Consider the following 24,911-nt stretch of genomic DNA (forward strand, 5'->3'; position numbering starts at 1 on the left):
TGACACCCTTCATGAAGACATCCGCCACCCTGACCGGTGGCGGTTTTTATCCCATTTTTTTAAGGGGTGTTTGAGGAGCGCTCGGACTAGCTGTGCAGTTTTTGTAAATATCCTACCACGTCGGGTGCCCCGGCCAGGCGCAGGCCTTCCCCTAGGGCAGTGGCTTCGGCTGAATGTTTGGGAAGAAGAAGGAACTCCGGTGACCCAGGACCGCCAAGTTGTGACAGGCGCGCATAAGGCAGGCCTTTATCCAGCAGCAGGGCCATAAAGGCGGGGTCACTCCAGGCCGCATTGGGCATGGCCAGTACATGATAGCGCTGCTGCAGGCTGTTCAGACCTTGTTCGCTGAGGTGGTAATGACTGATCACCGCAGGCAAGTTGACCTCAAGCTCGCGACGCCGCGCATAGGCAATCGCACAGGCGAAGGCCTCATTGTGGTGATCGCCAGTCCAGAACACTCGCTCACCGCGCCAGCTTGCCTGGCTCAGGCTGATGCACTCACCGGCTAAAAAACGCGGTAGTGCGAGGCTGATGGTTTTGACGAAATCCTTGTAGCTGATGATGCGAATTTGGCGACAGCTCTCGCTGGCTGCAAAGGTTTCGAAGCTCTGCTGCTCAGCTTGTTGTGGGCTGCAGGTGGAGAGGCCATCAACCAGGCGTAGATCGAAAGAGCTTAATGGCTGCTCATTGACTTCTACTACACGCACGAGCATGGCGTGAGCTTGTGCCTTGTCTTCCTGAACCGGCCCGGACAACGCACTGCGGGGTAGATCGACCAGGCGATGCAGCTGTGGGGCGTTTTGCCAGCAGATGTTTTGGCGTGGTGCAGGCAGGGGGCTGAAGGGGAGGCGTAGGTGGCTGGCACGTTCAAGTATCTGGCGTTGCCCGCGACCAATAAGGCCTAGCCGTTGCGCCAAAGCACCAAGGCGTGAGCTGAGGGTAGAAGGCTGCTCAGACAAACTCATGGCCAGGTACAAACTCCATAATCTCTGCAAGCAGTTTGGCAGACGCTGCAAGGCGCTGCACAGGCTTTATCGGCGGTTTGGGCAGGTATTTTAAGGTTTACATGGAATGGATGAAGGTCCGACAGGACACCACAGGTGGAACCAAGAAGGGATGCCAGCCATTTTTTACCGGGCCGGCACGCGGCGTATGGCAAGATTGCTGCAGTCAGTTGCAAAGGTGCCTCCATGCCCAGTCTGGTGTTTGATATTGCGTTATCGGCCGAGCGCTTACGTGTGGTCTATCAAGGGCGTGCCAACCGGATATTAGTGCAAAGTCGCGATGGACGGAGTGTCAGTGTGCCGGCTCACCATTTTCGGCCATTTCTGACCCATGACGGGGTCTATGGTTCCTTCGAGCTCGAGTTCAGCGCGGCCGGTGAGTTACTCAGCCTACGCCGCTTGGGCTGACAGCACCGTGTGCCTCGCCTATCAGGGGCGCAGCCGGCTATAATCGCGACCTTTGTAACTTTATCGAGCTAAGCCTGCCCATGTATACCCTGGCCCGCGAGCTGCTGTTCAAACTTTCCCCCGAAGCCTCCCATGAACTGTCCATCGACTTGATCGGTGCCGGCGGTCGTCTGGGGCTTAACGGTTTACTGACCAAGAGCCCAGCCGCGCTGCCGGTCAAGGTGATGGGGCTGGAGTTCGCTAATCCGGTCGGTTTGGCTGCCGGTTTGGACAAGAATGGCGACGCCATCGATGGTTTTGCTCAGCTGGGCTTCGGCTTTGTTGAAATCGGTACAGTAACGCCGCGGCCACAGCCGGGTAACCCCAAGCCACGTTTGTTTCGTCTGCCTGAAGCTGAGGCGATCATCAATCGCATGGGCTTCAACAACCATGGCGTCGATCACCTGCTGACCCGTGTGCAGGCAGCCAAATACAAGGGCGTGCTGGGCATCAATATCGGCAAGAATTTCGATACGCCGGTCGAGAACGCAGTGGATGACTACCTGCTGTGCCTGGACAAGGTCTATCAGCACGCCAGCTACGTCACCGTTAACGTCAGTTCGCCAAACACCCCAGGCTTGCGCAGCCTGCAGTTTGGCGACTCGCTCAAGCAATTGCTCGAAGCCCTGCGTAAGCGTCAGGAAGATCTGGCTGCACAGTACGGTAAGCGTGTGCCGCTGGCGATCAAGATCGCCCCGGACATGAGTGATGAAGAAACCATCGAAGTTGCCAATGCGCTGGTTGAAGCCGGCATGGATGCGGTGATCGCCACCAACACCACGCTGGGCCGTGAAGGTGTGCATGGTCTGGAGTGTGCTGACGAGGCAGGTGGATTGTCTGGCGCGCCGGTACGTGAGAAGAGCACGCACATTGTTAAGGTGTTGGCCAGTGAGTTGAAAGGTCGTTTACCGATCATCGCCGTGGGCGGGATTACCGAAGGCAAGCATGCGGCTGAGAAGATCGCCGCCGGTGCTAGCCTGGTGCAGATTTACTCCGGCTTTATCTACAAGGGCCCAGCATTGATTCGCGAAGCGGTCGATGCGATTGCTGCGCTACCGAGCAAGTCGTAAACAATAAAAATGGCCGAGAGGCATTTTAAACGTCGCGTAGCGATGGCCAGAAGGGTTGCCGCTCATGGAGGGCAGGCAATAAAAAGGGCTCCCTAAAGGAGCCCCTGGGCTCGCGCCCGCCGCTCGGATGGAGCGCGCATGGTGAGTCGGTAGGTTCCTGAATCAGCCGACAGCGTGAAGTTCGTTGAGTCGATGGATGCCGGCGGTGCCGGTCATGCCGTCCCAATTGTCACCGCGGCCTTCGCGCCAGCCGTTTAACCAGGCTTGGCGGACAGAGGGGAGGGTGAATGGACAGAGTTCGCGGGATTTACCACTGATGCCGTATTGATAGCCGCGCAAAAAAGCTCTTTCTAACGGATCACGCTTAAGTCTTCTCATAGGGTGTAGCCCTCAATGTTGACTGTTATGTCCCTTAGACCTTGAAGCAAGGTCAGGCAGAAACGTTCTGCCTACGGAGTCCGCTGCCGGCGTCGCGAGCCTCCTTGCCAGCACCGTTGCAGTGCTGGCCTGGGTAGATTTCTAACCAATGCGCGGGTGCCTGTGAATGACCGTTTCGTCATAAGGCCGTAACGTTTTTGAGGGTCGTGCCATAAGGCATTGCGTTGGATGCCCTGTTTTTTCGCTGTAACGCCTATGCTGTGGGCGTATGCGTCAGGTGTGCTGGTGTTGTGCTATCGCGAATGAATTGCGATTGAGACTGTTGTTTATTCCGACGAAGGGTCGCGCTTAGACGCTTCGTCACTTATTTTGGCCGTGCCGATTTGTCGGTGCGCCGTTGATTGCCTTAGGCACTGGAAACTCCCATGTCGGATCGTTACGAACTCTTCCTCACCTGCCCCAAAGGCCTCGAAGGCTTGCTGCTTGAAGAAGCCAGCAGCCTCGGCCTTGAAGAGGCACGTGAGCACACCTCGGCCATTCGTGGCATGGCTGACATGGAAACCGCTTACCGTCTGTGCCTCTGGTCGCGTTTGGCCAACCGTGTGCTGCTGGTGCTCAAGCGCTACAGCGTGCAGGACGCCCAGAGTCTTTACGAAGGCGTGCTGGAGGTTGATTGGTTTGAGCACCTGGAATCCACCGGCAGCTTGGCTGTGGAATTCAGCGGTAACGGCTCAGGCATCGACAACACCCATTTCGGTGCGTTGAAGGTTAAGGATGCCATCGTCGACAAGCTGCGCCTGAAAGACGGTACGCGGCCTTCGGTGGACAAGATCAACCCCGACCTACGGGTGCATCTGCGTCTGGATCGCGGTGAGGCGATTCTGTCTCTCGATCTCTCTGGCCATAGCCTGCACCAGCGCGGATACCGCCTGCAGCAGGGCGCTGCACCGCTGAAGGAAAACCTCGCCGCTGCCGTATTGATCCGCGCCGGTTGGCCGCGTATCGCGGCAGAAGGCAGCGCACTGGCTGACCCGATGTGCGGTGTTGGCACCTTCTTGGTCGAGGCCGCGATGATCGCCGCCGATATCGCGCCGAATATGACCCGTGAGCAATGGGGCTTCAGCAAGTGGTTGGGCCACGTGCCCGCCTTGTGGAGGAAAGTGCATGCCGAGGCCGAAGAGCGCGCAGCAGCGGGCATGGCCAAACCACCCCTGTGGATTCGCGGTTACGAAGCCGACCCACGGCTGATTCAGCCCGCGCGCAATAACATCGAGCGTGCCGGCATGAGCGATTGGATCAAGGTCTATCAGGGCGAAGTGGCGACCTTCGAGCCGCGACCGGATCAGAGCCAGAAAGGCTTGGTGATCTGCAATCCACCCTACGGCGAGCGCTTGGGTGATGAAGCCAGCTTGCTGTATCTCTACCAGAACCTCGGCGAGCGCCTGCGTCAGGCCTGCATGGGCTGGGAAGCAGCGGTGTTTACCGGCGCGCCGGACCTGGGCAAGCGCATGGGTATTCGCAGCCACAAGCAATACGCCTTCTGGAACGGCGCGTTGCCGTGCAAATTGCTGCTGATCAAGGTGCAGCCCGAGCAGTTCGTCACCGGTGAGCGCCGTACGCCTGAGCAGCGTGAACGCGAGCGTGAACAGGCTGAGGCCGATAAGGCGCCGCTTGAACCGGTGGAGCGCCAGTACAACAAGAACGGCAACCCTATCAAACCGGCGGCTGCACCTGCTCCGGTGGTCGAACAGGCGCGCCTGAGCGAAGGCGGCCAGATGTTTGCCAACCGCCTGCAGAAGAATCTCAAGCAGCTGGGCAAATGGGCGCGTAAGGAAGGCGTTGAATGCTACCGCCTGTACGACGCCGACATGCCGGAATATTCCATGGCGGTGGATTTGTATGGTGATTGGGTGCACGTGCAGGAATATGCCGCGCCCAAGTCCATTGATCCGGAGAAAGCCAAGGCGCGTATGTTTGACGCTATTGCCGCGATTCCGCAGGCGCTGGGTGTCGACAAAAGCAAGGTGGTGATCAAGCGCCGCGAACGCCAGAGTGGCACCAAGCAATACCAGCGCCAAGCCACGCAGGGGCAGTTTCTGGAAGTCAGCGAAGGCGGCGTGAAGTTGCTGGTCAATCTGACCGATTACCTGGACACCGGCCTGTTCCTCGATCACCGCCCGTTACGTTTGCGCATTCAGAAAGAGGCCGCCGGTAAGCGCTTCCTCAACCTGTTCTGCTACACCGCTACCGCCACCGTGCATGCGGCAAAGGGCGGCGCGCGTACCACCACCAGTGTCGACCTGTCGAAAACCTATCTGGACTGGGCGCGCCGCAACCTGTCGCTCAACGGTTATTCGGACAAGAACAAGCTGGAGCAGGGCGACGTGATGGCCTGGTTGGCCGAAGACCGTGGCGAATACGAGCTGATATTTATCGACCCGCCGACCTTCTCCAACTCCAAGCGCATGGAAGGCATCTTCGACGTGCAGCGCGACCATGTGCAGCTGCTCGACCTGGCCATGGCCCGCCTGACCAAAGACGGGGTGCTGTATTTCTCCAATAACTTCCGCAAGTTTGAGCTCGATGAGAGCTTGGCCGCGCGGTATCAAGTGGAAGAAATCAGTGCATCGACCCTTGATCCAGATTTCGCCCGTAACCCGAAAATCCACCGCGCCTGGCGTTTGAGTCTGCGCGGTTGACCCGTGCGCGCGCCTGCTGATAGGCGCGCCGGGTTAAGCCTTGTTGCGGATCAGCGCCCGCAAGGCGAAGCGGTTGGGGTGGCAGGCCTGTGCCACATCGGCAGGCACGGGCAGCGGCTCGCTATTCAGCCAGGCGGCGATCAGTTCACCGGACAGCGGTGCGGTAATCAGACCACGTGAGCCGTGCCCGCTGTTGATATACAGGCCTTCGAGCCAGGGGCAGGGCGTATCCGGTACCTGGCGGGCATCCTTGCTCAGCACCGCATAGGCCTCGACAAAGGCGGTGGTATCGGCCAAAGGGCCGACAATTGGCAGATAATCCGGGCTGGTGCAGCGAAAGGCGGCGCGGCCTTGCAGGTGTTCGGGATCGAGTGCCGTAGCTTTTAGTGCGCCGCAAAGCTCGGGCGATATCTCGTCCAATAACTGCAGGTTGCTTGCGTGATCGGCGCTGTTCAGCGTCAGATCATCACTGTTGAAATCAAAGCTCGCCCCCAGGGTGTGTTCATCCTGGCGCGCCGGCGCGACGTAGCCCTCGGCGCATACCACGGTGTTCAATGCGCGACTGGCTGCGGTGGCTGGTAAGCGAGTGATCTGCCCGCGAATGCGTTTAAGCGGTAAGCCTGCGCTTTGGGTAAACCCCTTGATCTCGGCGGCACTGGCCAACACCACCACGCTGGCGCTGGCCAGCAGCTGCTTGTCATTCCAAGCTTGCCAGCTATCACCGTCACGGCGCAGCTCCAGCGCCTCCTGATGCAGTCGCAGCTGGATGTTCGGTTGCTGGCTCAGCAGTGCGCACAGCGCCGGCGGATGTACCCAGCCCGCCTCGGGGTAGAAAAGGCCGCCAGCGGGCAGGGTTATGCCGGCTTTGGCTTCGGCGGCGCTTCTGTCCAGGTTTGTCAGTAGGTCGGCGGGGAAGGCAGTAGCAAGCTGCGCCTGGCGTTGCGCTTCCTTGGTATCGAAGGCCAGTTGCAGCACGCCGCAGTTATCCCAGTCCTGACCTTTATGTAGGCGCTCCAGTAGCCGGCGGGTATGGCCGTAGCCGCTGACAATCAAGCGTGAGAGGGCGGTGTGATGGGCGGACAGCTTGAGGTACAGCACGCCTTGCGGATTGCCCGAGGCTTCTTGGGCAATGCCGTTGTGACGCTCCAGCAAGGTGACCTGCCAGCCGCGCTGCGCCAGGCTGGCGGCGGTGGCGCAGCCGGCCAGCCCCGCGCCGATCACCAGTGCTGTGCGTTCACCTGTGACCGGTGTGGGGCGGGCGAACCAGGGTTTTTCTGCCGAGTCAGCACTGCCGATAAAAGTGCCTTTAAGCACTTCCCATTTTTTTCCCAGCCCCGGTACGCGCTTCATCTTGAAGCCAGCCTCGTTCAGGCGGCGGCGTACATAACCGGTACTGGTAAAAGTGCCGAGGGTGGTGCTGGCATGGGACAGCCGGGCCAGTTCGGCGAACAACTCCGGCGTCCACATATCCGGGTTTTTCGCCGGCGCAAAGCCGTCGAGAAACCAGGCGTCGACCTGGGCATCCAGTTGCCCGAACAGCTCACGTGCATCGCCAATCAGCAAGGTCAGAACAATGCGCCCGCCGGCAAATACCAGGCGCTGAAAACCTGGGTGCAGCGCCACGTACTGCGCCAGCAGCTGTTCGGCATAAGGCGCCAGCTCTGGCCACAGCGCCAGTGCGCGCTGCAGGTCAGCACAGTTCAGCGGGTACTTTTCCACGCTGACAAAATGCAGGCGCGCAGTTGCCGTGGCGTGCTGCTCGAACAGCTGCCAGGCACAAAGGAAGTTCAGTCCGGTGCCGAAGCCGGTTTCGCCAATGACCAACTGCTGATTGGCCGTCAGCGCGGCGAAGCGTTCCGGCAGCTGGTTGTTGGCGAGAAACACGTAGCGGGTTTCGGCGAGCGCGTTCTCGTTGGAGAAGTACACGTCGGCGAATTGGCTGGACAGCGGCTGGCCCTGCTCATCCCACTCAAGGCGGGCTTGCTGGGATGAGGTCTCTGGGGCGGAGGGCATGCTTGGCTCGGTCACAGGTAGTCGATCGCGACGATGTACCAGGTCTTCTCGCCGGTCGGGGTTTGCACTCGCACTTCGGCGTCCAGGCTTTTGCCGATCAGGGCGCGGGCTAGGGGTGAGTCGATGCTGATCAGGTTGTTTTTCAGGTCCAACTCATCCGGGCCGATGATGCGGTAGCGCGATTCAGCACCGTCCTCATCTTCCAAGGTGACCCAGGCGCCGAAGTAGACCTTGTCTGGATCGCTGGGCCGGGCGCTGACCACCTTGAGGTTTTCCAGGCGCTTGGTCAGAAAACGTACGCGGCTGTCGATCTCGCGCAGCATCTTCTTGCCGTAGGTGTATTCGGCATTCTCCGAGCGGTCCCCCTGGGCGGCAGCTTCACTGACCGACTGGGTAACCTGAGGACGGCGCACATGCCAAAGCTCATGCAACTCGGCGCGCATGCGGGCCTCGCCCTCGGGGGTGATCAGGGCAGTGCCGGCGGAGCGGGGTGGGCGGTAGCGACTCATAAGAACCTATTTAACGTCTGCTGCGCGTCGGCCCTGCTGCGTTAAAAACAGGCCGGGACGCGGCGTCTCGAAATGCTCATGTACAAAAGTACACTCCGCTTCCTCGCCGCTTTGACCAGCCGGAGGCTGTTACTAACGTAGCGCCTTGCAGGACTCTAGCTCGCAAGACACTAAACAGGTTCTCGGACGGCTGAGAAAGGTGGTGCGCGAGTCTATCAGCCCTCGCGCAGCACCGTCAGCGGGCTGATGTTTAGCGCCCTGCGCGTACCGAGAACGCCAGCCGTGCCCACCAGCAGCGCGCCAATCAACGGCAGCAAGAGCAACCAGGGGTGCGGTTGCCAGGTGAGGTCGAAGGCAAATCGATAGAGCAGGAAGCTGATCAGCTCACAACCAAAGGCCGCTAGCAGGCCGCTGGATGCGCCAAGCAGGCCGAACTCGGCACGGCGTGCCTTGATCAACAGTTTGCGTTCGGCGCCCAGGGCGCGCAGCAGGGCGCCCTGGCGAATGCGTTCATCCAGGGTGGCTTGCAGCCCGGCGAACAATACGGCCAGGCCGGCGGCCAGGACGAACAGCAGAACAAACTCGATAGCTAGGGTCACTTGCGCGAGGATGCTGCGTAGTTGTGCCAGCAGCGCTTCGACCTGCAGCAAGGTTACGGCCGGGAAGGCGCGCGACAGTTTGACCAGTTGCTTTTCGTACTGCGGCGGCAGGTAGAAGCTGGTCAGGTAGGTAACCGGCAGATCCTGCAAGGTGCCGGGCTGGAAGATCATGTAGAAGTTGGGCTGGAAGTTGTTCCAGTCGACTTCACGCAGGCTGCTGACCACCGCGTCGCGGTTAAGGCCGCCAACACTGAAGCTCAGGCGGTCGCCCAGCTTCAGCTGCAGGCTTTCGGCCAGTTCGGACTCCACCGATACGCCCGGCAATTCGCTGGTATTGGCATCCGTCCACCAGTTACCGGCGATCAAATTGTTATCCGCTGGCAAATCCTCGGCCCATGTCAGGCTAAGGTCGCGGCGAATCGCGCGCTCGCCCTGGGATTCCTTGCTGACGATCTGCCGTACCGGCTCGCCATTGATCATCACCAGTCGACCGGGCACCACGGGGAACAATGGTGCGGGGTGCGGTGATAGTTCATTAAGGCGAGCGGCGAAGGCGTCCTTGTCTGCCGGCAGGATATTCAGGGCGAAGTGGTTAGGCGCATTTTCGGGCAGCTGATCTTGCCAGGTGTCGAGCAGCTCGCCACGCAGCAAGGCGATCAGCGCCATGGCCAGAATGATCAGGCCGAAAGCCAGCGACTGTCCGGCTGCAGCCAGTGGGTGACGCAACAATTGGCCCAGGCCCAGCCGCCAGGGCAGCGAAGCACCGGCCAGCATGCGGCGTAGGCTCTGCAGGCCGAGCAGCAGCAATCCACCCAGTAGCAGTGCGGTTAACAGGCCTCCACCGAGCAGGGTGAAGGTGAGCTGCAGATCGAGGCTCAAGCGCCACATTATCAAGCCGAGTGCCAGCAAGGCGGCGCCATATACCAGCCAGGAGCTGGCCGGCACCGGCAGCAGATCGCGGCGCAGGACTCGCAACGGCGGCACACGGCCGAGTGCGGCCAGTGGCGGCAAGGCGAAGCCGGCGAGGGCGACTAGGCCGGTGGCCATGCCGGCCAGTGCGGGCCACAGGCCGCCAGGTGGAATCTGTGCTGGCAGCAGGTCCTGCAGCAAATTGAACAGGGCGAGCTGCGCCAGCCAGCCCAGCAGTGCGCCGATCAGGCTGGCGGTAATCCCCAACAGTGCCAATTGCAGGCTGAACAGACCGAGTGCCTGGTTACGTGACAGGCCCAGGCAGCGCAGCAGTGCGCTGGCATCGAAACGCCTGGCGGCAAAGCGGGCGGCCGACAGCGCCACCGCAACCCCAGCAAGCAGCACGGCGGCCAGGCTGGCGAGGTTCAGATAACGCTCGGCGCGGCCCAGGGCGCTGCCGACCTGGCGATTGCCATCTTTGGCATCTTCCAGGCGCTGGTTGGGGGCGAGGGTGATGCCCTGGCGATACTGCGCCAATGCATCCGCCTCGCCGCGCCATAACTCCTGATAACGCACGCGGCTGCCTGGCTGCACCACGCCGGTGGCGGCGAGGTCATCCAGGTGCATCAGCAGGTGCGGCGTCAAGCTGTAGAAATCACCGGCTTCATCCGGGAGGAAGGTCAGCACGCGTGTCAGGCGCAGGGTTTTAGCGCCCACCTCGACGCTGTCGCCGGGTTTCAGGTTGAGGGCGACAAACAGCCTGGCTTCGGCCCAGGCTTCACCGGGCTGCGGGCCGGTACCGATTTGTTCAACGTCATACAGTGCCGCGGCACTCTTCAGTTCGCCGCGCAGTGGGTAGGCGCTGTCCGCTGCTTTGATGCTGGCCAGCTGAATACCCGCATCGCTGGCCACCACGCTGGAGAATTCCACCAGCTGGGCATGCTCCAGCCCCAATTGTTTACCCGTGCTGATTTGCTCGGGTGCGCTGGGCGAGCTGCCAGTCAGGCGCAGGTCGGCAGCGAGAAATTCAGTCGCGCGCAGCAGCATGCCGTCGTTTAGGCGTGCGCTGAAATAACCGATGGCCGTGCTGGCGGCGACCGCGATCAGCAAGGCGAAAAACAACACACGCAGCTCGCCTGCGCGGGCATCGCGCAGCAACTGACGGCTAGCGAGAGAAAGCAGGCGGGTAAATGGCAGCTGTTTCATCAAGGTTCCACGTGGTCGACCAGGTGACCACCTTCTAGGCGGATCAGGCGTTGGCAGCGGTGCGCCAGGCGTTCGTCATGGGTGACAAGTACCAGGGTCGCGCCGCGCTCCTGGTTCAGTTCGAACAGCAGGTCGCTGATGCGCTCGCCGGTGTGGCTGTCGAGGTTACCGGTGGGCTCGTCGGCAAACAGTACCGCGGGCTCGGCGGCAAAGGCGCGGGCGATGGCTACACGTTGCTGCTCACCGCCGGAGAGCTGACGTGGGTAGTGCGTGAGGCGTTGGCCCAGGCCGACACGCTCCAGCAGGGTGCGGGCGCGCTGGCGGGCATCGGCATGGCCCTCAAGCTCAAGCGGCAGCATGACGTTTTCCAGGGCATTCAAACTGTCGAGCAACTGGAAGGACTGAAAGACGAAACCGACGTGCTCTGCGCGAACGCGCGCACGCTGATCTTCATCGAGGCTGGCTAGGTCGTTACCGGCCAGCACCACGCTGCCACTACTGGGTAGATCGAGACCGGCGAGCAGGCCGAGCAGGGTGGATTTACCCGAACCGGAGCTGCCGACAATCGCCAGGCTGCCACCGGAAACCAGCTCCAGCGACAGATCATGGAGTATGGTTAGCTCGCCTTCCGTGCTAGGGACCACTTTGCTAAGGTTTCGCGCGGTGAGAATACTTGAGCTCATGGAGAATCCAATGCGTAAGTGGTTGATCGGTACTGCCCTGAGCCTGCTGCTCTGGGGGCCGGCGGCGTTCGCGGGTACCGTGCTGGTCGTCGGCGATAGTATCAGCGCGGCTTTTGGCCTGGATACCCGCGAGGGATGGGTCGCCTTGTTGGAAAAACGCTTGGCCGAAGAGGGTTTTGCCCACCAAGTAGTCAATGCGTCGATCAGCGGCGACACCAGCGCAGGCGGCGCCGCACGGCTGCCAGCGCTGCTTACAGAGCATCAGCCGGAGCTGGTGATTATCGAGTTGGGAGGCAATGATGGACTGCGTGGCCAGCCCCCGGCGCAATTGCAACAAAACCTTGCGGCCATGGTGCAGGCATCGCAGCAGAAGGGTGCCAAGGTGCTGATCCTTGGCATGCAGCTACCGCCCAATTACGGTGTGCGCTACACCACGGCGTTCGCTGAGGTGTTCCCTATGGTGGCGCAGGCGCATGACGCTGCCCTGGTGCCTTTCGTGCTGGAGGGCGTAGGTGGTGTGCCTTCGCTGATGCAAAACGACGGCATTCACCCCACTGCTGAGGCGCAACCCAAGCTGCTGGAAAACGTCTGGCCGACCCTTAAACCTTTGCTCTGACGGGCTTTTCTGTACCGTGCCTTTCGGCTAATGTGGCGGCCCCGCACTGGAGCCCTCAATGCCGCGTCCTGCCTGGTCCTTGCATGCCTACCAACTGATCGAGCCCGACGAGCAGCTTGACCTGTTCGCCTGCCGAGAAGTGCGTGTGCACCTGCTGGCGCGTCAGCTTGAGTTAGGTGAGTTTGCCGACCGCACGTTATGCGGTGGTCTGCTGCCCGCGCAACCCGTATGGCGTGATCTGGATAAGACGATGCTGCGTGACAAGCGCTTGTGCCCGGCATGCCGGGCCACACTTGATGCGCAGAAACGCGGTGATCGTCCAGCATTGCCAGCTAGCTGAGCTATCCAAGCAGCTGATCAATCGGTGTACAATCGGCCCCAACTTTTACCAACCTTTTTCGTCAGGAATTTCCGGATGTTGTCGCGTGCCTTTGCCGTCACTCGTTGCCTGCCGCTTGCCGCTGTATTTGCGGTTGCGTCTGCTAATGCTCTTGAGTTTCCTTTGCCCCCGCCTGGTGAGGATATCGTTGGCGAAGTGCAGGTAATCCAAGCCAAATATGAGGACACCTTTGCCGACTTGGGTGTGGCAAATGATTTGGGTTATTTGGAAATGGTTGTTGCCAATCCGGGTGTTGACCCCTGGCTGCCGGGCGCTGGCAACGAGATTATTTTGCCGACGCGTTACATTCTGCCGCCTGGCCCGCGTGAAGGTATTGTGATCAACCTCGCCGAGTACCGTCTGTACTACTACCCGAAAGGTCGCAACGTGGTTTACACCTATCCGCTGGGTATTGGTCGCGAGGGCTGGAGTTCGCCGGTTGCCAATGCGCGTATCACGGCCAAAACGCCTAACCCAGGCTGGACTCCACCCAAGTCGATCCGCGAAGAGCATGCTGCCGATGGCGATCCGTTGCCAGCTTACGTGCCGCCAGGCCCTAATAATCCGCTTGGCCCATACAAGTTAGGTTTGTCGGTGCCGGGTTACCTGATTCACGGTTCGAACAAGAAATTTGGTATTGGTATGCGTGTCAGCCATGGCTGCTTCCGCATGCTCAACCACAACGTCTTGAAGCTGGCGTCGATGGTGTCTGTGGGCACGTCGGTGCGCATCATCAACGAGCCTTATAAGTTCGGTCGCAGTGGCGGTAAGGTCTACCTGGAAGCCCATGCTCCGCTAGATGATTCGGGCGATGCTTCGGTTGTTGATAAGCACACGGCCGTCATCAATGCGCTGCTGAAAAATGATCAGTTCGCCGACCTGCGTCTGGACTGGGAAATGCTGCGCGAAGTAGTAGCTGCTGAAGATGGTTTGCCGGTTGAAATTGCTCAACCTGATCAGGCCATGGCGGCGAGTGAGCCGGCTATCTGACTTTTATCTGTTTACAGAACCCGTCATGCGCTGTGCTGACGGGTTTTTTATTGCCTATAAAACGGTAGTCATTTTTGCTGGGCAAGAAAAAAGCCGACCCAGAAACTGGGTCGGCTTGTCATAGCCTTGTGAGCTATTACTTGCGGCTGGCTTTTTCCAGCATACGCAGAGCGCGCTCATTGGCTTCGTCAGCAGTTTGCTGAGCCTTCTGAGCAGCAGCCATAGCGTCATCAGCCTTACGGTAGGCTTCGTCGGCACGGGCTTGAGCGCGAGCGGCTGCATCTTCAGTTGCAGTCAGACGAGCTTCAGTTTCTTTGGACATGCTGCTGCAACCGGTAGCCAGAACTGCGGCCAATGCCAGAGCAGAGAATTTCAGAACGTTGTTCATCGTGTTCCCCTTGAGGTGGAGTTTTTCCATAAAAGCAATTTCCTAATGGTAGGAAATTAGCCGGCGTACATACTACCTGTAACTTGTAGTAAGTAAACGGAGGCAAGGCAAGCCGCCAGAGTTTTTTTCTGCTTTATGCATAGCCGCCCACTTATTTGACATGTTTTGGTTAAAAAACAATCAGTTCCGAGGCTTCTTGCAGTCACACGGGAAGCACTGAGGTCAGGCTAGCGTCGCGTTGATCACTCTAGTGGGCTTGGAAATGATGCCGTAAGTTATCTGATGGTGAATCATCCGAAGGATGCCGTGTCTACAAACGTTGCCGACGCCGACATAGACATCGTTCGGATTGCTTGTGTGCCGAAATGACGCGAGGTGCGATCTAAGTTATTGATTCACGTGACCTCGCAGGTTTTTGCCTGATAAGCTCGTGAATATTGCCTACAACTTAATTGGTGCAGATGCTGCACCAATTAAGTTGTAGGGGCGAAAGCGGGTTGCGCGTTTTAACAGAGGAGTTGCAATGAGCGAGGCGTTGTCCATTCACCATGACCTGGCAGGCCATCAATTCGAGACCACAGTGGATGGTGATCGGGCATACCTGGCTTATATGGACCTTGGGAAGCAAACCCTGGATATCTATCGCACCTTTGTGCCTAATTCGTTGCGTGGGCGCGGGATCGCGGCAGCGTTGACCGAGCATGCGCTTCAGTATGCCGAGCTGCTGGGGTATACGGTGATTCCTTCATGTTCCTACGTCGAACGTTACATGGTTCGCCGCCAGCGTCATGCTGATAAAAGCTGATTAATACGCACACGAAAAGGCCAGTCATTGACTGGCCTTTTTTATATCTGTCTTTCGTCTTTGCAATCAGATTTTGGCGATTAGATTGCCAGCGTGCAGGCCACATTCTTTCTGTGTTGCTTCTTCCCACCACCATCGGCCTTCGCGCTCATGCTGGTTAGGCAGCACCTGGCGCGTGCACGGCTCGCAACCGATGCTGATAAAGCCGCGTTCGTGCAGGCTGTTGTAGGGCAGTTCGAGCATGCGGATATAGGCCCAGATGTCTTCGCTGCTCATCTGCGCCAACGGGTTGAACTTGTATAGGGCGTTGTCTGCTGTAGAAAAGGCGCCGTCAATTTCCACTACAGCAACCTGGCTGCGCGTGCCGGGGCTCTGGTCACGGCGCTGGCCTGTGGCCCAGGCTTTTACCGTGGCAAGCTTGCGGCGTAGCGGGGCAGTTTTGCGGATGCCGCAGCATTCACCATGGCCGTCCTTATAGAAGCTGAACAGGCCCTTTTCCTTGACGAAAGGCTCCAGCGCGGCGGCCTCCGGCGAGAGTATGTCGATGCTGATGTTGTAGTGCTCGCGCACCTGATCGATAAAACGGTAAGTCTCCGGATGCAGGCGGCCGGTGTCGAGGCTGAAGACCTTGACGTTCTTGTTGAGTTTCCAGGCCATGTCGACCAGCACCACATCTTCCGCGCCGCTGAAAGACAGCCATAGGTCATCGCCAAAGTGTTCAAAGGCGAGTTTGAGAATGTCTTGAGGCGACTTATTGGCGTAGCTCGCCGCCAGCTCGGCTGCATCGAAGGGTTGGCTCATCGGCTGAATTCCTAGTTATGGTGACGTCGCGCGTCTTTGTGTGGCGATGGTAGCAAAAGCTGGTTATACGACTAAATAACCAAGTACCTTAGTAGACCTCTGATTTGGGTATAAAGCTCTGCGTTGCAGAGCTTTAGGGGAGCGGCTAGAGTGCCGCCTTCTCAAATAAATCCAAGCTAGGAGTGTCCTGTGGAAATCGCGTGTCTCGACCTGGAAGGCGTGTTGGTCCCGGAAATCTGGATCGCCTTCGCGGAAAAAACTGGCATCGAATCGCTGAAAGCGACCACCCGGGATATTCCGGACTATGACGTGCTTATGAAGCAGCGCCTGCGCATCTTGGACGAACACGGCTTGAAGCTGTCTGACATTCAAGAGGTGATCGCCACACTAAAGCCTCTGGACGGTGCGGTGGAGTTTGTCGACTGGTTGCGTGAACGCTTTCAGGTGGTGATTCTCTCGGACACCTTCTACGAGTTTTCCCAGCCCCTGATGCGTCAGCTGGGTTTCCCGACTCTGCTGTGCCACAAGCTGATCACCGATGAAACGGATCGGGTAGTGGATTACCAACTGCGCCAGAAGGACCCCAAGCGTCAGTCGGTCCTCGCCTTCAAGAGCCTCTACTATCGCGTGATCGCGGCGGGTGACTCGTATAACGACACCACCATGCTTAGTGAAGCCCACGCCGGTATCCTGTTCCATGCGCCGGACAACGTGATTCGCGAATTCCCGCAGTTCCCAGCAGTACACACCTATGAAGACCTCAAGCGCGAGTTCCTCAAGGCATCCAATCGCGAGCTGAGCCTGTAATCAGCTCTCTATTGAAAAGCCCGCATTTGCGGGCTTTTTTGTGGCTTGCCATCCATGGCGGCCACCCTTCGGGTCGTCGCTGGGCGACGTCAAAAACTTTTCCCGGAAGTTTTTGTGCCTGCCGTCCAGTTCAGTCGCAGAACTGCTCTAGTGTCTCCAGCAGCACTCTGACCTTGGTAATCGATTCCTGGTATTCGGCCTGGCCGTTGGAGTCGGCGACGATGCCACCGCCACCCCAGCAGCTGATCTGTCCATCCTTGGCCAACAGGCTGCGGATGGCGATTGAGCTATCCATTTCGCCGCGGACATCCAGGTACAGCAGCGAGCCGCAATACAGGGCGCGGCGAGTGGGCTCCAGTTCATCGATGATCTGCATAGCACGGATCTTTGGCGCGCCAGTAATCGAGCCGCCTGGGAAACTGCCGGCGATCAAGTCCAGGGCATCTTTATCCGCTGCCAGCTCGCCGGTCACGGCGCTGACCAAGTGATGCACATTGGGGTAGCTTTCCAGGGCGAAGAGTTCAGGTACCCGCACCGAGCCTACGGTGCAGCTGCGGCCCAGGTCATTACGCAGCAAGTCGACAATCATTAGGTTTTCCGCTCGGTCCTTACTACTACCCAGCAGGGCGTCGGCTTGCGCTTTATCCCGCTCTGCATCGGTATGGCGAGGGCGGGTGCCTTTGATCGGCCGTGTTTCCACCTGGCCTTCGCTGATGCGCAGAAAGCGTTCAGGCGACAGGCTGATGATGGCGCCGCCGTCTGGCAACGTCTGATAACCCGAGAAGGGTGTAGGGCAGGCGGCGCGCAGGGCTTGGTAGGCGGTCCACGGCGAGCCTTGATAGCCCGCGCGGAAGCGTTGCGCATAATTCACTTGATAACAGTCACCGGCCTGAATGTAGGCCTGAATCCGCGCAAAACATTGCAGGTACTCGGCTTCGCTGATATCCGACTGAAAATGCTCCAACAGCCTGAAAGGTTGCGGTTCGGGCGTTGTCGATGTTGCGAATAGCTCACTCAGACGTTGGCGTACGGCCGTATCCAAGCTTGGGTGAAACATCAGCTGGCTGCGCTGTTGTTGGTGATCGGTGATCAGGGCCCAGGCGTAGAGGCCAAAACGGGCATCGGCCAGATTTAGGTCATCGACTGCCTGGGCCGGCAGCTGTTCAAGTCTGCGGCCGAAGTCGTAACTCAGGTAGCCAATCAATCCGCCGACGAACGGAAGCGGATTATCTGCCGGTGCTTGGCACTCGCCGAGACTGGCAAGGCTCTGGCGTAGGCGTTGCAGGAAAGCGTTGGCCGTTTCGTCAGGTGCGGGTGCCAGCTCTGCCAATGGCCAGGCGCTGATAAGGTCATAGCGTCCACGCTGCGCGGTTGGGCGTCCGGCATCCAGTAAGACGGCACCGGGTGCATGCATGACGCTGCTGAAGTAACGCGAAGGGTCTGCGAGGTAGGGCAGAGCCTGTACAAGGCAAGTAGGCATATGACACTTTCAAGGTGCGCGGACGCCGATTGTAGAACGTCGCCAACATTCATCCTAGAGCTTGCGCGTGGGTTTACTCGGGATGCTTGTGCTCATTAGTATGGAACTGTCCCCGGATGTTCGATGTGACTCATAAAACAATAATTACTACGGGATCAAGGCCATGGATGAAGTAATGGATCCTGCCGCTGGGAGCCTCTTGCGTGCCAAGCTGATGCCACCTCAGGCGTCTGCTGATTATCTGGTCAGGCCGCAGCTGGAATCAGCGCTGTCTGGCAATCCCCATGCGCGTGTGCTGCTATTGGCTGCCCCGGCTGGCTTCGGTAAAACCAGCGCACTGGTTGCGTTAGCCCAGGCGCGGGCATACAGCGGTCAGGCTGTTGCCTGGTTGTCGCTTGGCCCTGGTGACGATGAGCCTTCTCGTTTTCTGCTGCAGCTGATCGAAGCGCTTTCGTGTCTGTTACCAGGCTTTGGTGCAGAAGCTTTGGCTTACCTGCAGAACACCATGCGTGTTCCGGTATCTGCGGTGATGGAAAGTCTGCTGGTGGACCTGGCGCAGCTTGAAACCCCGCTGCTGCTGGTGCTCGATGATCTGCACCTGATTCAGGACTCCGAGTTGCTGAACGCACTTAATCGCCTGATCAAATTTGCCCCTGAAGGTTTTACTCTGGCCATCGGTAGCCGCTCTCAGCCGGCACTTAACCTGGCCACCCTGCGCGCCAAGGATTTGCTGGTGGAGATCGGTGAGCAGGAACTGCGCTTGAGCAAGGCGGAAACCCGCGATTACTTGCAGCGCTGCGGTTTGCAGCTGGATGCCGTGGCGTTTTCGGCGCTGTACAGCCAGACCGAAGGTTGGATGGTGGGCGTGCACTTGGCCAGCCTCTGGCTGCGTCATCAACCCCAGGCCGCTGCACAGATTGCCGACATGGGCACGGATCAGGTCGCTGTGGGTGCGTACCTGCTGCGTAGCGTGTTCGAGCAGTTGCCCGCCGACAAACAAGAACTCCTGCTGGCTCTGGGCGTGGCGCAGCAGCTCAGTGGTGACCTGGCTAATGCCCTGACCGGGCGGCATGACGGCCAGCAGTTGCTGGAAGAGCTGGAAGCGATGCAGCTCTTCCTCCTACCGCTGGACCGCGAAAGGCAGTGGTATCGCTTTCATAACCTGTTTGCCGAATTCCTGCGCAGCCGCCTGAAAGAGCGCGACCCGGAGCGTTTCAAGCAGCTGCATTTCAACGCCAGCCTGTGGTTCACCAACCACCATATGCAGAACCTGGCCATTGAGCATGCGTGCCTCGCCGAAGACCCGGAAATGCTCGCGGCGTTGGTCGATGGTTGCGGCCTGGAGTTGATCAACCGTGGTCAGCTCAACCTGATCTACAAATGGCGTCAGCACGTACCGGATGAGATTGCCGAGCGCTTTCCCGTACTGGTACTCGCCGATGTCTGGACCCGTGCCGCCGAGCTTGGCTTGGTTGAAGCCAACCGCATGCTCGATGAGCTGCTGGAGCGCTGGACGGAAGCCAAGCAGGGCGCGCCGCTGAGCGACAAGTTGTTGGCAACCCTGGCGATCAAGTCGGTTATCGCCTTGCAGAAGGATGATTTGCAGACCTGTATAGCCCTGGCGCGGCGGGTTGAAGTGCAGCTGGGCCAGCACACCGCCTTTCTTGAAGTGGCGATGCTGATCGTCGGCGCGCTGGCTAATGTGATGATCGGCCAGCCGGACCAGGCCAAACGTTTGCTGGCTCTGGCGCAGCAGCGCAATCACTTCCTCGAAGGGCGCTATCTGGATATGCAGTTGGCCAACGTCGAGGTGCTGCTGAGTCTAGAGCAGGGGCAGATTCGTCAGGCCGAGCTGCTGTTCGCCCAGTTGCGCGCGCGGGTCATACCCTGGTTTTCCGATCGGTCGCGGGCATTGGCATTGCCGACCATCACCGAAGCCTTGATTGCCTATAACCAAGGACGCCTGGAAGGTATTGAGGAGCGCCTGCGCTGGGCGCTGGCCACGGTTGATGTGATCAATCCGATCGATCTATATGCCCAGGGTATGCTGTGCATGGCCCATGTGCAGCGCATGCAGGACAACCCCAAGGAGGCCTACGCCAGCCTGGTGCTGATGCAGAACCTCGCCGCGCGTAATCAGTCCTGGCGTTTCTATGCCCAGGCGGTGGCCGATGAGGTGGTGCAGATTCTTCAGGAGCCTGCAGCGGACCGCCTCAAGCGCGCTGAGCAACGCCTCAAAACGGTGGACTGGAACAAGCTAGCCGAGCATTACCAGCATATGCGCTTCAATCCGGTGCTGTGGGTGCGCGGTCTGACCCGAATTCGTCTGCAGCAGGCGCGCGGCCATTACAGCGAAGCGCTGCATGAAATCACTCAGCTGCGCGGCATGTTGTTGGATAACTGGCACGGTTTGCATCGCTTGCGGCTCGATTTGCTGGCGGCGCTGAGTTATCAGCGTTTGGGTTACCAGGAACGAGCGCAAAGTTTGCTGGTGCAATGTTTGATTGGTGCAGAGCGCGAAGGGGTGCGTAGCTTGTTTGTCGAGGAGGGCGAAGCTATTCGCTTGTTGCTGCAGCAGCTGGAAGCCGCCGAACGCCAGCCGGCGCTGCAGGGGTTTATCCGTGGTTTGCTGGCTATCTGGCCGGGCAACAGTGCGCGGCAATCGCAGGAAGTACTCGAAGAGGGGCTGACCGAGCGCGAGCGTGAGGTGGTCTGCCTCGCGGCTCAGGGCATGTCGAATGACGAGATCGGCCAGCAACTGTCATTGGCCCTCGGTACTGTCAAATGGCACCTGCACAACATTTACGAAAAGCTCAAGGTGCGTAACCGCACACAAGCCATCCGCCGCGCGCGTGAACTGAGTCTTCTTGATCAATGAATAGCCAATCGAAACCCCGTCCGGGCAAGTTACCGTTACTGCGCACCAAGTTATTTCCTGCTGAGTCCGCTGGCCGCCCGTTGTTGGCCCGCGATGCCTTGCTTGACCGGTTGTTCAAGGCGCGCGAGCAGCGTCTGATTTTACTCAGCGCGCCGGCGGGCTTTGGCAAGAGCACGGTGCTGAGTCAGTTTCGTCTGCGCTTGCTGGAGACTGGTGCGCGGGTCGCCTGGTTGTCCTGCGATGAGGCCGACAGCGAGCCACAACGTTTGCTGCATTACCTGATCGCGTCCATTGAGGCGCAACTGCCGGGCTTTGGAGCAAGCACCGCACGTCTGTTGCGTGACGACCTGAGTGTGCCGAATGAGCTGCTGATGGATTCGTTTATCGGCGACCTGAAAAGGGTTCAAGGCGATCTGTACTTGATCTTTGATGACTTTCATCGCGTGCGGCATGTCGATCTGGGGCCGCTGGTCAATTACTTCGTCAAGCAGGTGCCAGCCAATGTGCGGATGATCGGTAGCACGCGCTACAAACCGCGGTTTCTCGATGAGCAGCCGGTTATTTCGCCCTGGGCGCTGTGGATCAAGGCAGACGAGCTGCGCCTGACCCGAGGCGAGACGGAAGCCTATTTTCATGAGCTTAAGCAGCTGCAGCTGAGCAGTGCCGAGCTGGACTTGCTGCACCGGCGTACCGAAGGCTGGATCACGGCCCTGCACCTGGTGGCGCTCGCACTGGCGCGGCAGCCTGAGCGCGCTGCATTTCTCTCTGGGCTGTCAGGTACTGAGCGCAATATTGCCGATTACCTGGCCGAAGACGTGCTTGATCATCTGCCGCAGGATCAGCAGCTGTTTCTTGATCAGACTTCGGTGCTTGACGAGTTCAATGCAGAGTTGTGCAACGCTCTGACGGGGCGCACGGACGGCGCGCAAATGCTCAAGCGCCTGCAAACGGCCCAGCTGTTTATCATCGCGCTGGACGAGCAGGGCGAGTGGTTTCGCTATCACCACTTGTTTGCCGAATTTCTTCAGGGCCGCCTCAGCCGTGCGGGTGATCCAACCCATCTGCTGCATGCCGCCGCTCGTTGGTGTGAAAGCCATGAACTGACCGATAAATCGGTCAAATACGCCCTGCGCGCGCGGGATTACGCATTTGCCGCTGAGTTGCTGGAACGCCAGGGCGCGACGCTGATTGCGGGTAATCAGGTGTACGGCATCCTGGCGATCCTCAAGGATGTGCCCTCGGAGGTCATCCGTGAACATCCGGTGTTCCAGATTTTCTACGCCTGGCAGCTGGCCTTCGAGCAGAAGTACGCCGAGGCCGAAGCGTTAATTGAAGAGGTCAGCACGCGCCTGATGCAGGGGCGTGGCAAGCCGATGCACTTTGGTTTGGCAGTGCTGCTGGCCGTGGCACAAGTGCTCAAGGCACTGGTGCTGCTGTATCAGGACAAGCTGGAAGGCGCGCTGAAAGTGGCGCGGCACTGGCTGGCCTTGGTGCCCGATAATCAGCCGATTTTCCGCGCCAGCATGTCCTGCATTCAGGCCGCGGCCTACGCGCTGCTGGGCGAATTCGGTGAGGCGGCCAAATCGATTGCGGTGGCGCGTGACAACCTGGAGCAGGCCGATAGCGAATACCTGCATGCGGTGGTCAGCCTGATTGAGGCACTGATTTGCAAGGAAATGGGCCAGCCCGAGCGCGGCCGCGTCTTGGCTGAAAGTGCGCGCGCGCGGGTCGAGCAGGTATTTGGTCGGCGCAGTCGGGTCGGCGGGCCGTTGGCCCTGGCTTATGCGGATTTGCTGTATGAGCAGGATCGGCATGCGGCGATTCTCGCTGAGCTGCCGCTGGCAACCACCTGGCGCGACGTAGCCACGCCGGTTGAGCTGATCAGTCGCGGCAAACTGGTGATGGCCAAGGCGCGGTTCTTTGCTGGCGAGGGTGAGTCGGCCCTGGCTGAGTTGGACGAATGGTTGGCCGGTTTGCATGGTCCTGGGTATGAGCGCGTCTATGCCCTGGGCATGAGCTGCAAGGTGCAGTTTCTGCTGTGGCTGCGTAAGCCCAATGAGGCCGAGCGCACCTGCCTGCAGCTGCAACGCCACCTAGCGGTCCTACCGCCTGGGCGGTATGCCGATGCGGAAACTGTGCAGGTGTTGTCGGAGGCGCGACTGGCCCTGTGCGAGCGACGTGCTGACAAGGCGCAAACCTTACTCGAAGCCTGCCTGGCCAAACAGACGGCCGAGCATCAGCGTGATCGGCGCTTGCGTCTTTCCTTGTTACTTTCTGTGGCGTACTGGCGCAAAGGTAACAGCGACAAGGCTTTTGCCCTGCTCAAAACCACGCTTGAGGATGCCTGGGCCAGCGGTTACCGGCGCATGTTTCTGGATGACGCACTCTGGCTGCTACCGCTCTGGGACGCCTGGCACAGCGCCGAACCCAAGCGCGCCAGTGCCTGGCAAGGGCTGGCTGAACAGCTGCGCGAGCAATGCCGTCGGTTGTCTATAGACCTAGAAACTTTCGATGAAAATCAAGATGTTAGCCATCGAGAGCGGGAGATTTTGCGCTTTGTCGCGGCTGGTTTGTCGAACCGTGATATCGCCCAGGCGGTGCATTTGTCTGAGGCCACCATCAAATGGCACCTGCACAACCTGTTCGCCAAGCTGGGTGTGCGCAGCCGCACGCAAGCGGTTTTGAAGGGCAAGAGCCTGGGGTTGTTGAGTGAAGCATGAGGCTTGGCTGGCTGATTGGCGCTAGATGGGCGCTCCATCCCTTGGATGGGCTGGCAGCCAGGGCCTGCACCAGTAGTTTTAACGTCAGGACGAGAAGCATGGTGCTTCACGATTCTAAGCCTGACGCGAATAGGGAAGCAGTGTCAGACCTGGTGAGCGGCGCACGCCGCTAGCTGAGACGGACAGGAGTCCAGAGCAGCCTGCCGGGGACAACCCATTAGTGAACTGTGGAGACAATAACAATGAAAACCCTCAAGCAACTGGCCCTGGCCACCGCTGTTCTGGCTGTTCCTTTCATGGCTCAGGCTGAGCTCAAGGCCATGGATGACAGCTCGCTGTCTTCCGTGACAGGTCAAGCTGGTATCAGCATTTCCGGTAACTTCAACGGCAGTATTGGCAAGATCAGCTATATCGATGACGGTAACAGCCTGAACATGGAAACCGTCGCATTCAGCGGCTTTAACATTTCCGACTCTGCTCCTGTTCTGGTCGACGTAGTGAGCACTGACATCAACGGTACTGCTACTCAGCAACTGCAAATCAGCCTGCCAACCATCACTGGTGAGGTCAGCATTGGTGCAATCAAAATGGGCACCGGCGCTAGCATCGGTTCCCTCGCTATTAATGGCATGAACATGGCAGGTACCACTGTAAAAGTATGGGGCCACTAAGTTCGCTTAGTTGCTGAGTGTGATGAAAAGTCTTACCGGTTTTGACCGGTAGGACTTTTCTCTTGGTGGGCGGGAGTGCAGTGGGCGGATGATCGAGATTTTGCTAGGCAGTCTGATTGGCGTTTGGGGTTTCACCGAAGCCGTGGATACCAAGCCGCCAGCGCCAGGTACTGTATATATCAATCAACAGCTGTTGCCGGACGGTCCTTTGCGCGAGACGGTAACGCTTGAGCCGATGAGCCAACTGCAGTTTCGAAATGTAATCCGCCAGGCTTATGACTACAGCTGCGGTTCCGCAGCGTTGACCTCTCTACTTGACTATTTTCTTGGGCGCAACCTGCAAGAGCGCCAGGTCATGGAAGGTCTGTTGCAGTTTGGCGAGGCCGATAAAATCGTCGAGCGGCGTGGCTTTTCTCTGCTCGACATGAAACGCTTTGTTACTGCGCTGGGTTATAAAAGTGGCGGTTTCCGTGCGGCATTCGCTGATCTTGATGGGCTGGAACATCCCGCTATCGTGCCGATTGAATATGCCGGTTTTAAGCATTTCGTGGTGGTACGTGACGTTTACAACGATCATGTATTTGTCGCTGATCCGGCACTTGGCAATATCAGTTTCACTCGTACCCGGTTCGAAGAAATCTGGGATCAAAATGTGGTGTTTGTGATTTTTCCGAATGGTAACGAACCACCTAATGCCCTTGCTTTGACTGAGCAAGACCTGCGCATCATTGATGATCGTACTGTTAGCTTGTTGGCATTTCGTGAGTTTCCACAGATGACCAAATTCACTGAAAACCAGGCCACCGAGCTTGGCTCTGGCGGCACTATTCAGTACATCCGACGTAAATAAAAAAACGCC

Annotated in this window: 21 protein-coding genes; 12 read left to right on the top strand and 9 right to left on the bottom strand. The window is 58.9% G+C overall.

The annotated features are described in order from the left end of the window. Window positions 1-86 precede the first annotated feature (86 nt). Entirely contained in the window at window positions 87-965 is an 879-nt protein-coding gene (locus tag HCI85_RS09195) for a DUF6685 family protein (protein WP_167144436.1), read from the bottom strand. A 225-nt stretch (window positions 966-1,190) separates the two neighbouring features. Between HCI85_RS09195 and HCI85_RS09200 the strand changes: the two genes are divergently transcribed. Next, window positions 1,191-1,412, top strand: a complete 222-nt coding sequence (locus HCI85_RS09200) for a DUF2835 domain-containing protein (protein ID WP_090255930.1) — start codon at window positions 1,191-1,193, stop codon at window positions 1,410-1,412. An 80-nt stretch (window positions 1,413-1,492) separates the two neighbouring features. Then, window positions 1,493-2,521 carry a quinone-dependent dihydroorotate dehydrogenase gene (locus tag HCI85_RS09205; protein WP_167144438.1) on the top strand — a complete coding sequence of 343 codons (1,029 nt, stop codon included), beginning with the start codon at window positions 1,493-1,495 and terminating at the stop codon, window positions 2,519-2,521. Window positions 2,522-2,683: 162 nt separating this feature from the next. On the opposite strand, the gene rmf is transcribed toward HCI85_RS09205, so the two are convergent. Beyond that, window positions 2,684-2,899 (bottom strand): ribosome modulation factor, encoded by a 216-nt coding sequence (gene rmf, locus HCI85_RS09210; RefSeq protein WP_090255928.1) that lies wholly within the window; start codon window positions 2,897-2,899, stop codon window positions 2,684-2,686. 425 nt (window positions 2,900-3,324) lie between these two features. Between rmf and rlmKL the strand changes: the two genes are divergently transcribed. Next, complete coding sequence (rlmKL, locus tag HCI85_RS09215; protein WP_167144440.1) at window positions 3,325-5,598, top strand: bifunctional 23S rRNA (guanine(2069)-N(7))-methyltransferase RlmK/23S rRNA (guanine(2445)-N(2))-methyltransferase RlmL; 2,274 nt, start codon at window positions 3,325-3,327, stop codon at window positions 5,596-5,598. Window positions 5,599-5,631: 33 nt separating this feature from the next. Here rlmKL and mnmC read toward each other — a convergent pair whose 3' ends face one another. The 4 genes from mnmC to HCI85_RS09235 form a co-directional block, all read right to left on the bottom strand. After that, complete coding sequence (gene mnmC, locus HCI85_RS09220; protein WP_167144442.1) at window positions 5,632-7,611, bottom strand: bifunctional tRNA (5-methylaminomethyl-2-thiouridine)(34)-methyltransferase MnmD/FAD-dependent 5-carboxymethylaminomethyl-2-thiouridine(34) oxidoreductase MnmC; 1,980 nt, start codon at window positions 7,609-7,611, stop codon at window positions 5,632-5,634. Between the two features lie 11 nt (window positions 7,612-7,622). After that, window positions 7,623-8,120, bottom strand: a complete 498-nt coding sequence (gene greB, locus HCI85_RS09225; RefSeq protein WP_160088520.1) for a transcription elongation factor GreB — start codon at window positions 8,118-8,120, stop codon at window positions 7,623-7,625. 215 nt (window positions 8,121-8,335) lie between these two features. After that, window positions 8,336-10,834: an ABC transporter permease gene (locus HCI85_RS09230; protein WP_167144444.1), complete on the bottom strand. Its 2,499-nt coding sequence runs from the start codon at window positions 10,832-10,834 to the stop codon at window positions 8,336-8,338. Continuing rightward, entirely contained in the window at window positions 10,834-11,517 is a 684-nt protein-coding gene (locus tag HCI85_RS09235; RefSeq protein ID WP_167144446.1) for an ABC transporter ATP-binding protein, read from the bottom strand. Before HCI85_RS09235 ends, HCI85_RS09230 begins: the two co-directional genes overlap by 1 nt. A 10-nt stretch (window positions 11,518-11,527) precedes the next feature. Between HCI85_RS09235 and HCI85_RS09240 the strand changes: the two genes are divergently transcribed. The 3 genes from HCI85_RS09240 to HCI85_RS09250 all read left to right on the top strand — a co-directional run bounded on the left by HCI85_RS09240 (window position 11,528) and on the right by HCI85_RS09250 (window position 13,502). Then, entirely contained in the window at window positions 11,528-12,133 is a 606-nt protein-coding gene (locus HCI85_RS09240) for an arylesterase (protein WP_167144448.1), read from the top strand. Window positions 12,134-12,191: 58 nt separating this feature from the next. Beyond that, window positions 12,192-12,473: a hypothetical protein gene (locus tag HCI85_RS09245; protein ID WP_167144450.1), complete on the top strand. Its 282-nt coding sequence runs from the start codon at window positions 12,192-12,194 to the stop codon at window positions 12,471-12,473. Window positions 12,474-12,548: 75 nt separating this feature from the next. Beyond that, a complete protein-coding gene (locus HCI85_RS09250; RefSeq protein ID WP_167145707.1) occupies window positions 12,549-13,502 on the top strand; it encodes a L,D-transpeptidase family protein in 954 nt (317 codons plus the stop codon). Window positions 13,503-13,638: 136 nt separating this feature from the next. On the opposite strand, the gene oprI is transcribed toward HCI85_RS09250, so the two are convergent. Continuing rightward, window positions 13,639-13,890 carry an outer membrane lipoprotei OprI gene (gene oprI, locus HCI85_RS09255; protein ID WP_090242095.1) on the bottom strand — a complete coding sequence of 84 codons (252 nt, stop codon included), beginning with the start codon at window positions 13,888-13,890 and terminating at the stop codon, window positions 13,639-13,641. Between the two features lie 523 nt (window positions 13,891-14,413). On the opposite strand from oprI, the gene HCI85_RS09260 reads away from it, so the two are divergent. Next, window positions 14,414-14,695 carry a GNAT family N-acetyltransferase gene (locus HCI85_RS09260; protein ID WP_090255919.1) on the top strand — a complete coding sequence of 94 codons (282 nt, stop codon included), beginning with the start codon at window positions 14,414-14,416 and terminating at the stop codon, window positions 14,693-14,695. A gap of 66 nt (window positions 14,696-14,761) precedes the next feature. Here the strand turns inward: HCI85_RS09260 and HCI85_RS09265 are convergent, their stop codons facing one another. Further along, window positions 14,762-15,496, bottom strand: coding sequence for a phosphoadenylyl-sulfate reductase (locus tag HCI85_RS09265; protein ID WP_167144452.1), 735 nt, complete (start codon window positions 15,494-15,496; stop codon window positions 14,762-14,764). Window positions 15,497-15,685: 189 nt separating this feature from the next. Here HCI85_RS09265 and thrH point away from each other — a divergent pair, with 189 nt between their 5' ends. Continuing rightward, window positions 15,686-16,303, top strand: a complete 618-nt coding sequence (gene thrH / locus HCI85_RS09270; RefSeq protein ID WP_167144455.1) for a bifunctional phosphoserine phosphatase/homoserine phosphotransferase ThrH — start codon at window positions 15,686-15,688, stop codon at window positions 16,301-16,303. A 130-nt stretch (window positions 16,304-16,433) separates the two neighbouring features. On the opposite strand, the gene pabB is transcribed toward thrH, so the two are convergent. After that, window positions 16,434-17,783, bottom strand: a complete 1,350-nt coding sequence (gene pabB / locus HCI85_RS09275; protein WP_167144457.1) for an aminodeoxychorismate synthase component I — start codon at window positions 17,781-17,783, stop codon at window positions 16,434-16,436. 163 nt (window positions 17,784-17,946) lie between these two features. Here pabB and HCI85_RS09280 point away from each other — a divergent pair, with 163 nt between their 5' ends. The 4 genes from HCI85_RS09280 (at window position 17,947) to HCI85_RS09295 (ending at window position 24,902) form a co-directional block, all read left to right on the top strand. Then, the gene (locus HCI85_RS09280; protein WP_176600630.1) at window positions 17,947-20,661 is read left to right on the top strand and encodes a LuxR C-terminal-related transcriptional regulator; all 2,715 of its coding nucleotides are present in this window, start codon (window positions 17,947-17,949) and stop codon (window positions 20,659-20,661) included. Next, window positions 20,658-23,381 carry a LuxR C-terminal-related transcriptional regulator gene (locus HCI85_RS09285; protein ID WP_167144459.1) on the top strand — a complete coding sequence of 908 codons (2,724 nt, stop codon included), beginning with the start codon at window positions 20,658-20,660 and terminating at the stop codon, window positions 23,379-23,381. Before HCI85_RS09280 ends, HCI85_RS09285 begins: the two co-directional genes overlap by 4 nt. 242 nt (window positions 23,382-23,623) lie before the next feature. Next, window positions 23,624-24,052: a DUF6160 family protein gene (locus tag HCI85_RS09290; protein WP_167144462.1), complete on the top strand. Its 429-nt coding sequence runs from the start codon at window positions 23,624-23,626 to the stop codon at window positions 24,050-24,052. Window positions 24,053-24,140: 88 nt separating this feature from the next. After that, entirely contained in the window at window positions 24,141-24,902 is a 762-nt protein-coding gene (locus HCI85_RS09295; protein WP_108488198.1) for a C39 family peptidase, read from the top strand. The last annotated feature ends 9 nt before the right edge of the window (window positions 24,903-24,911 follow it).

Origin of the sequence: Pseudomonas sp. OTU750018 (assembly GCF_011636575.1) — a bacterium.
GTDB lineage: Bacteria > Pseudomonadota > Gammaproteobacteria > Pseudomonadales > Pseudomonadaceae > Aquipseudomonas > Aquipseudomonas peli.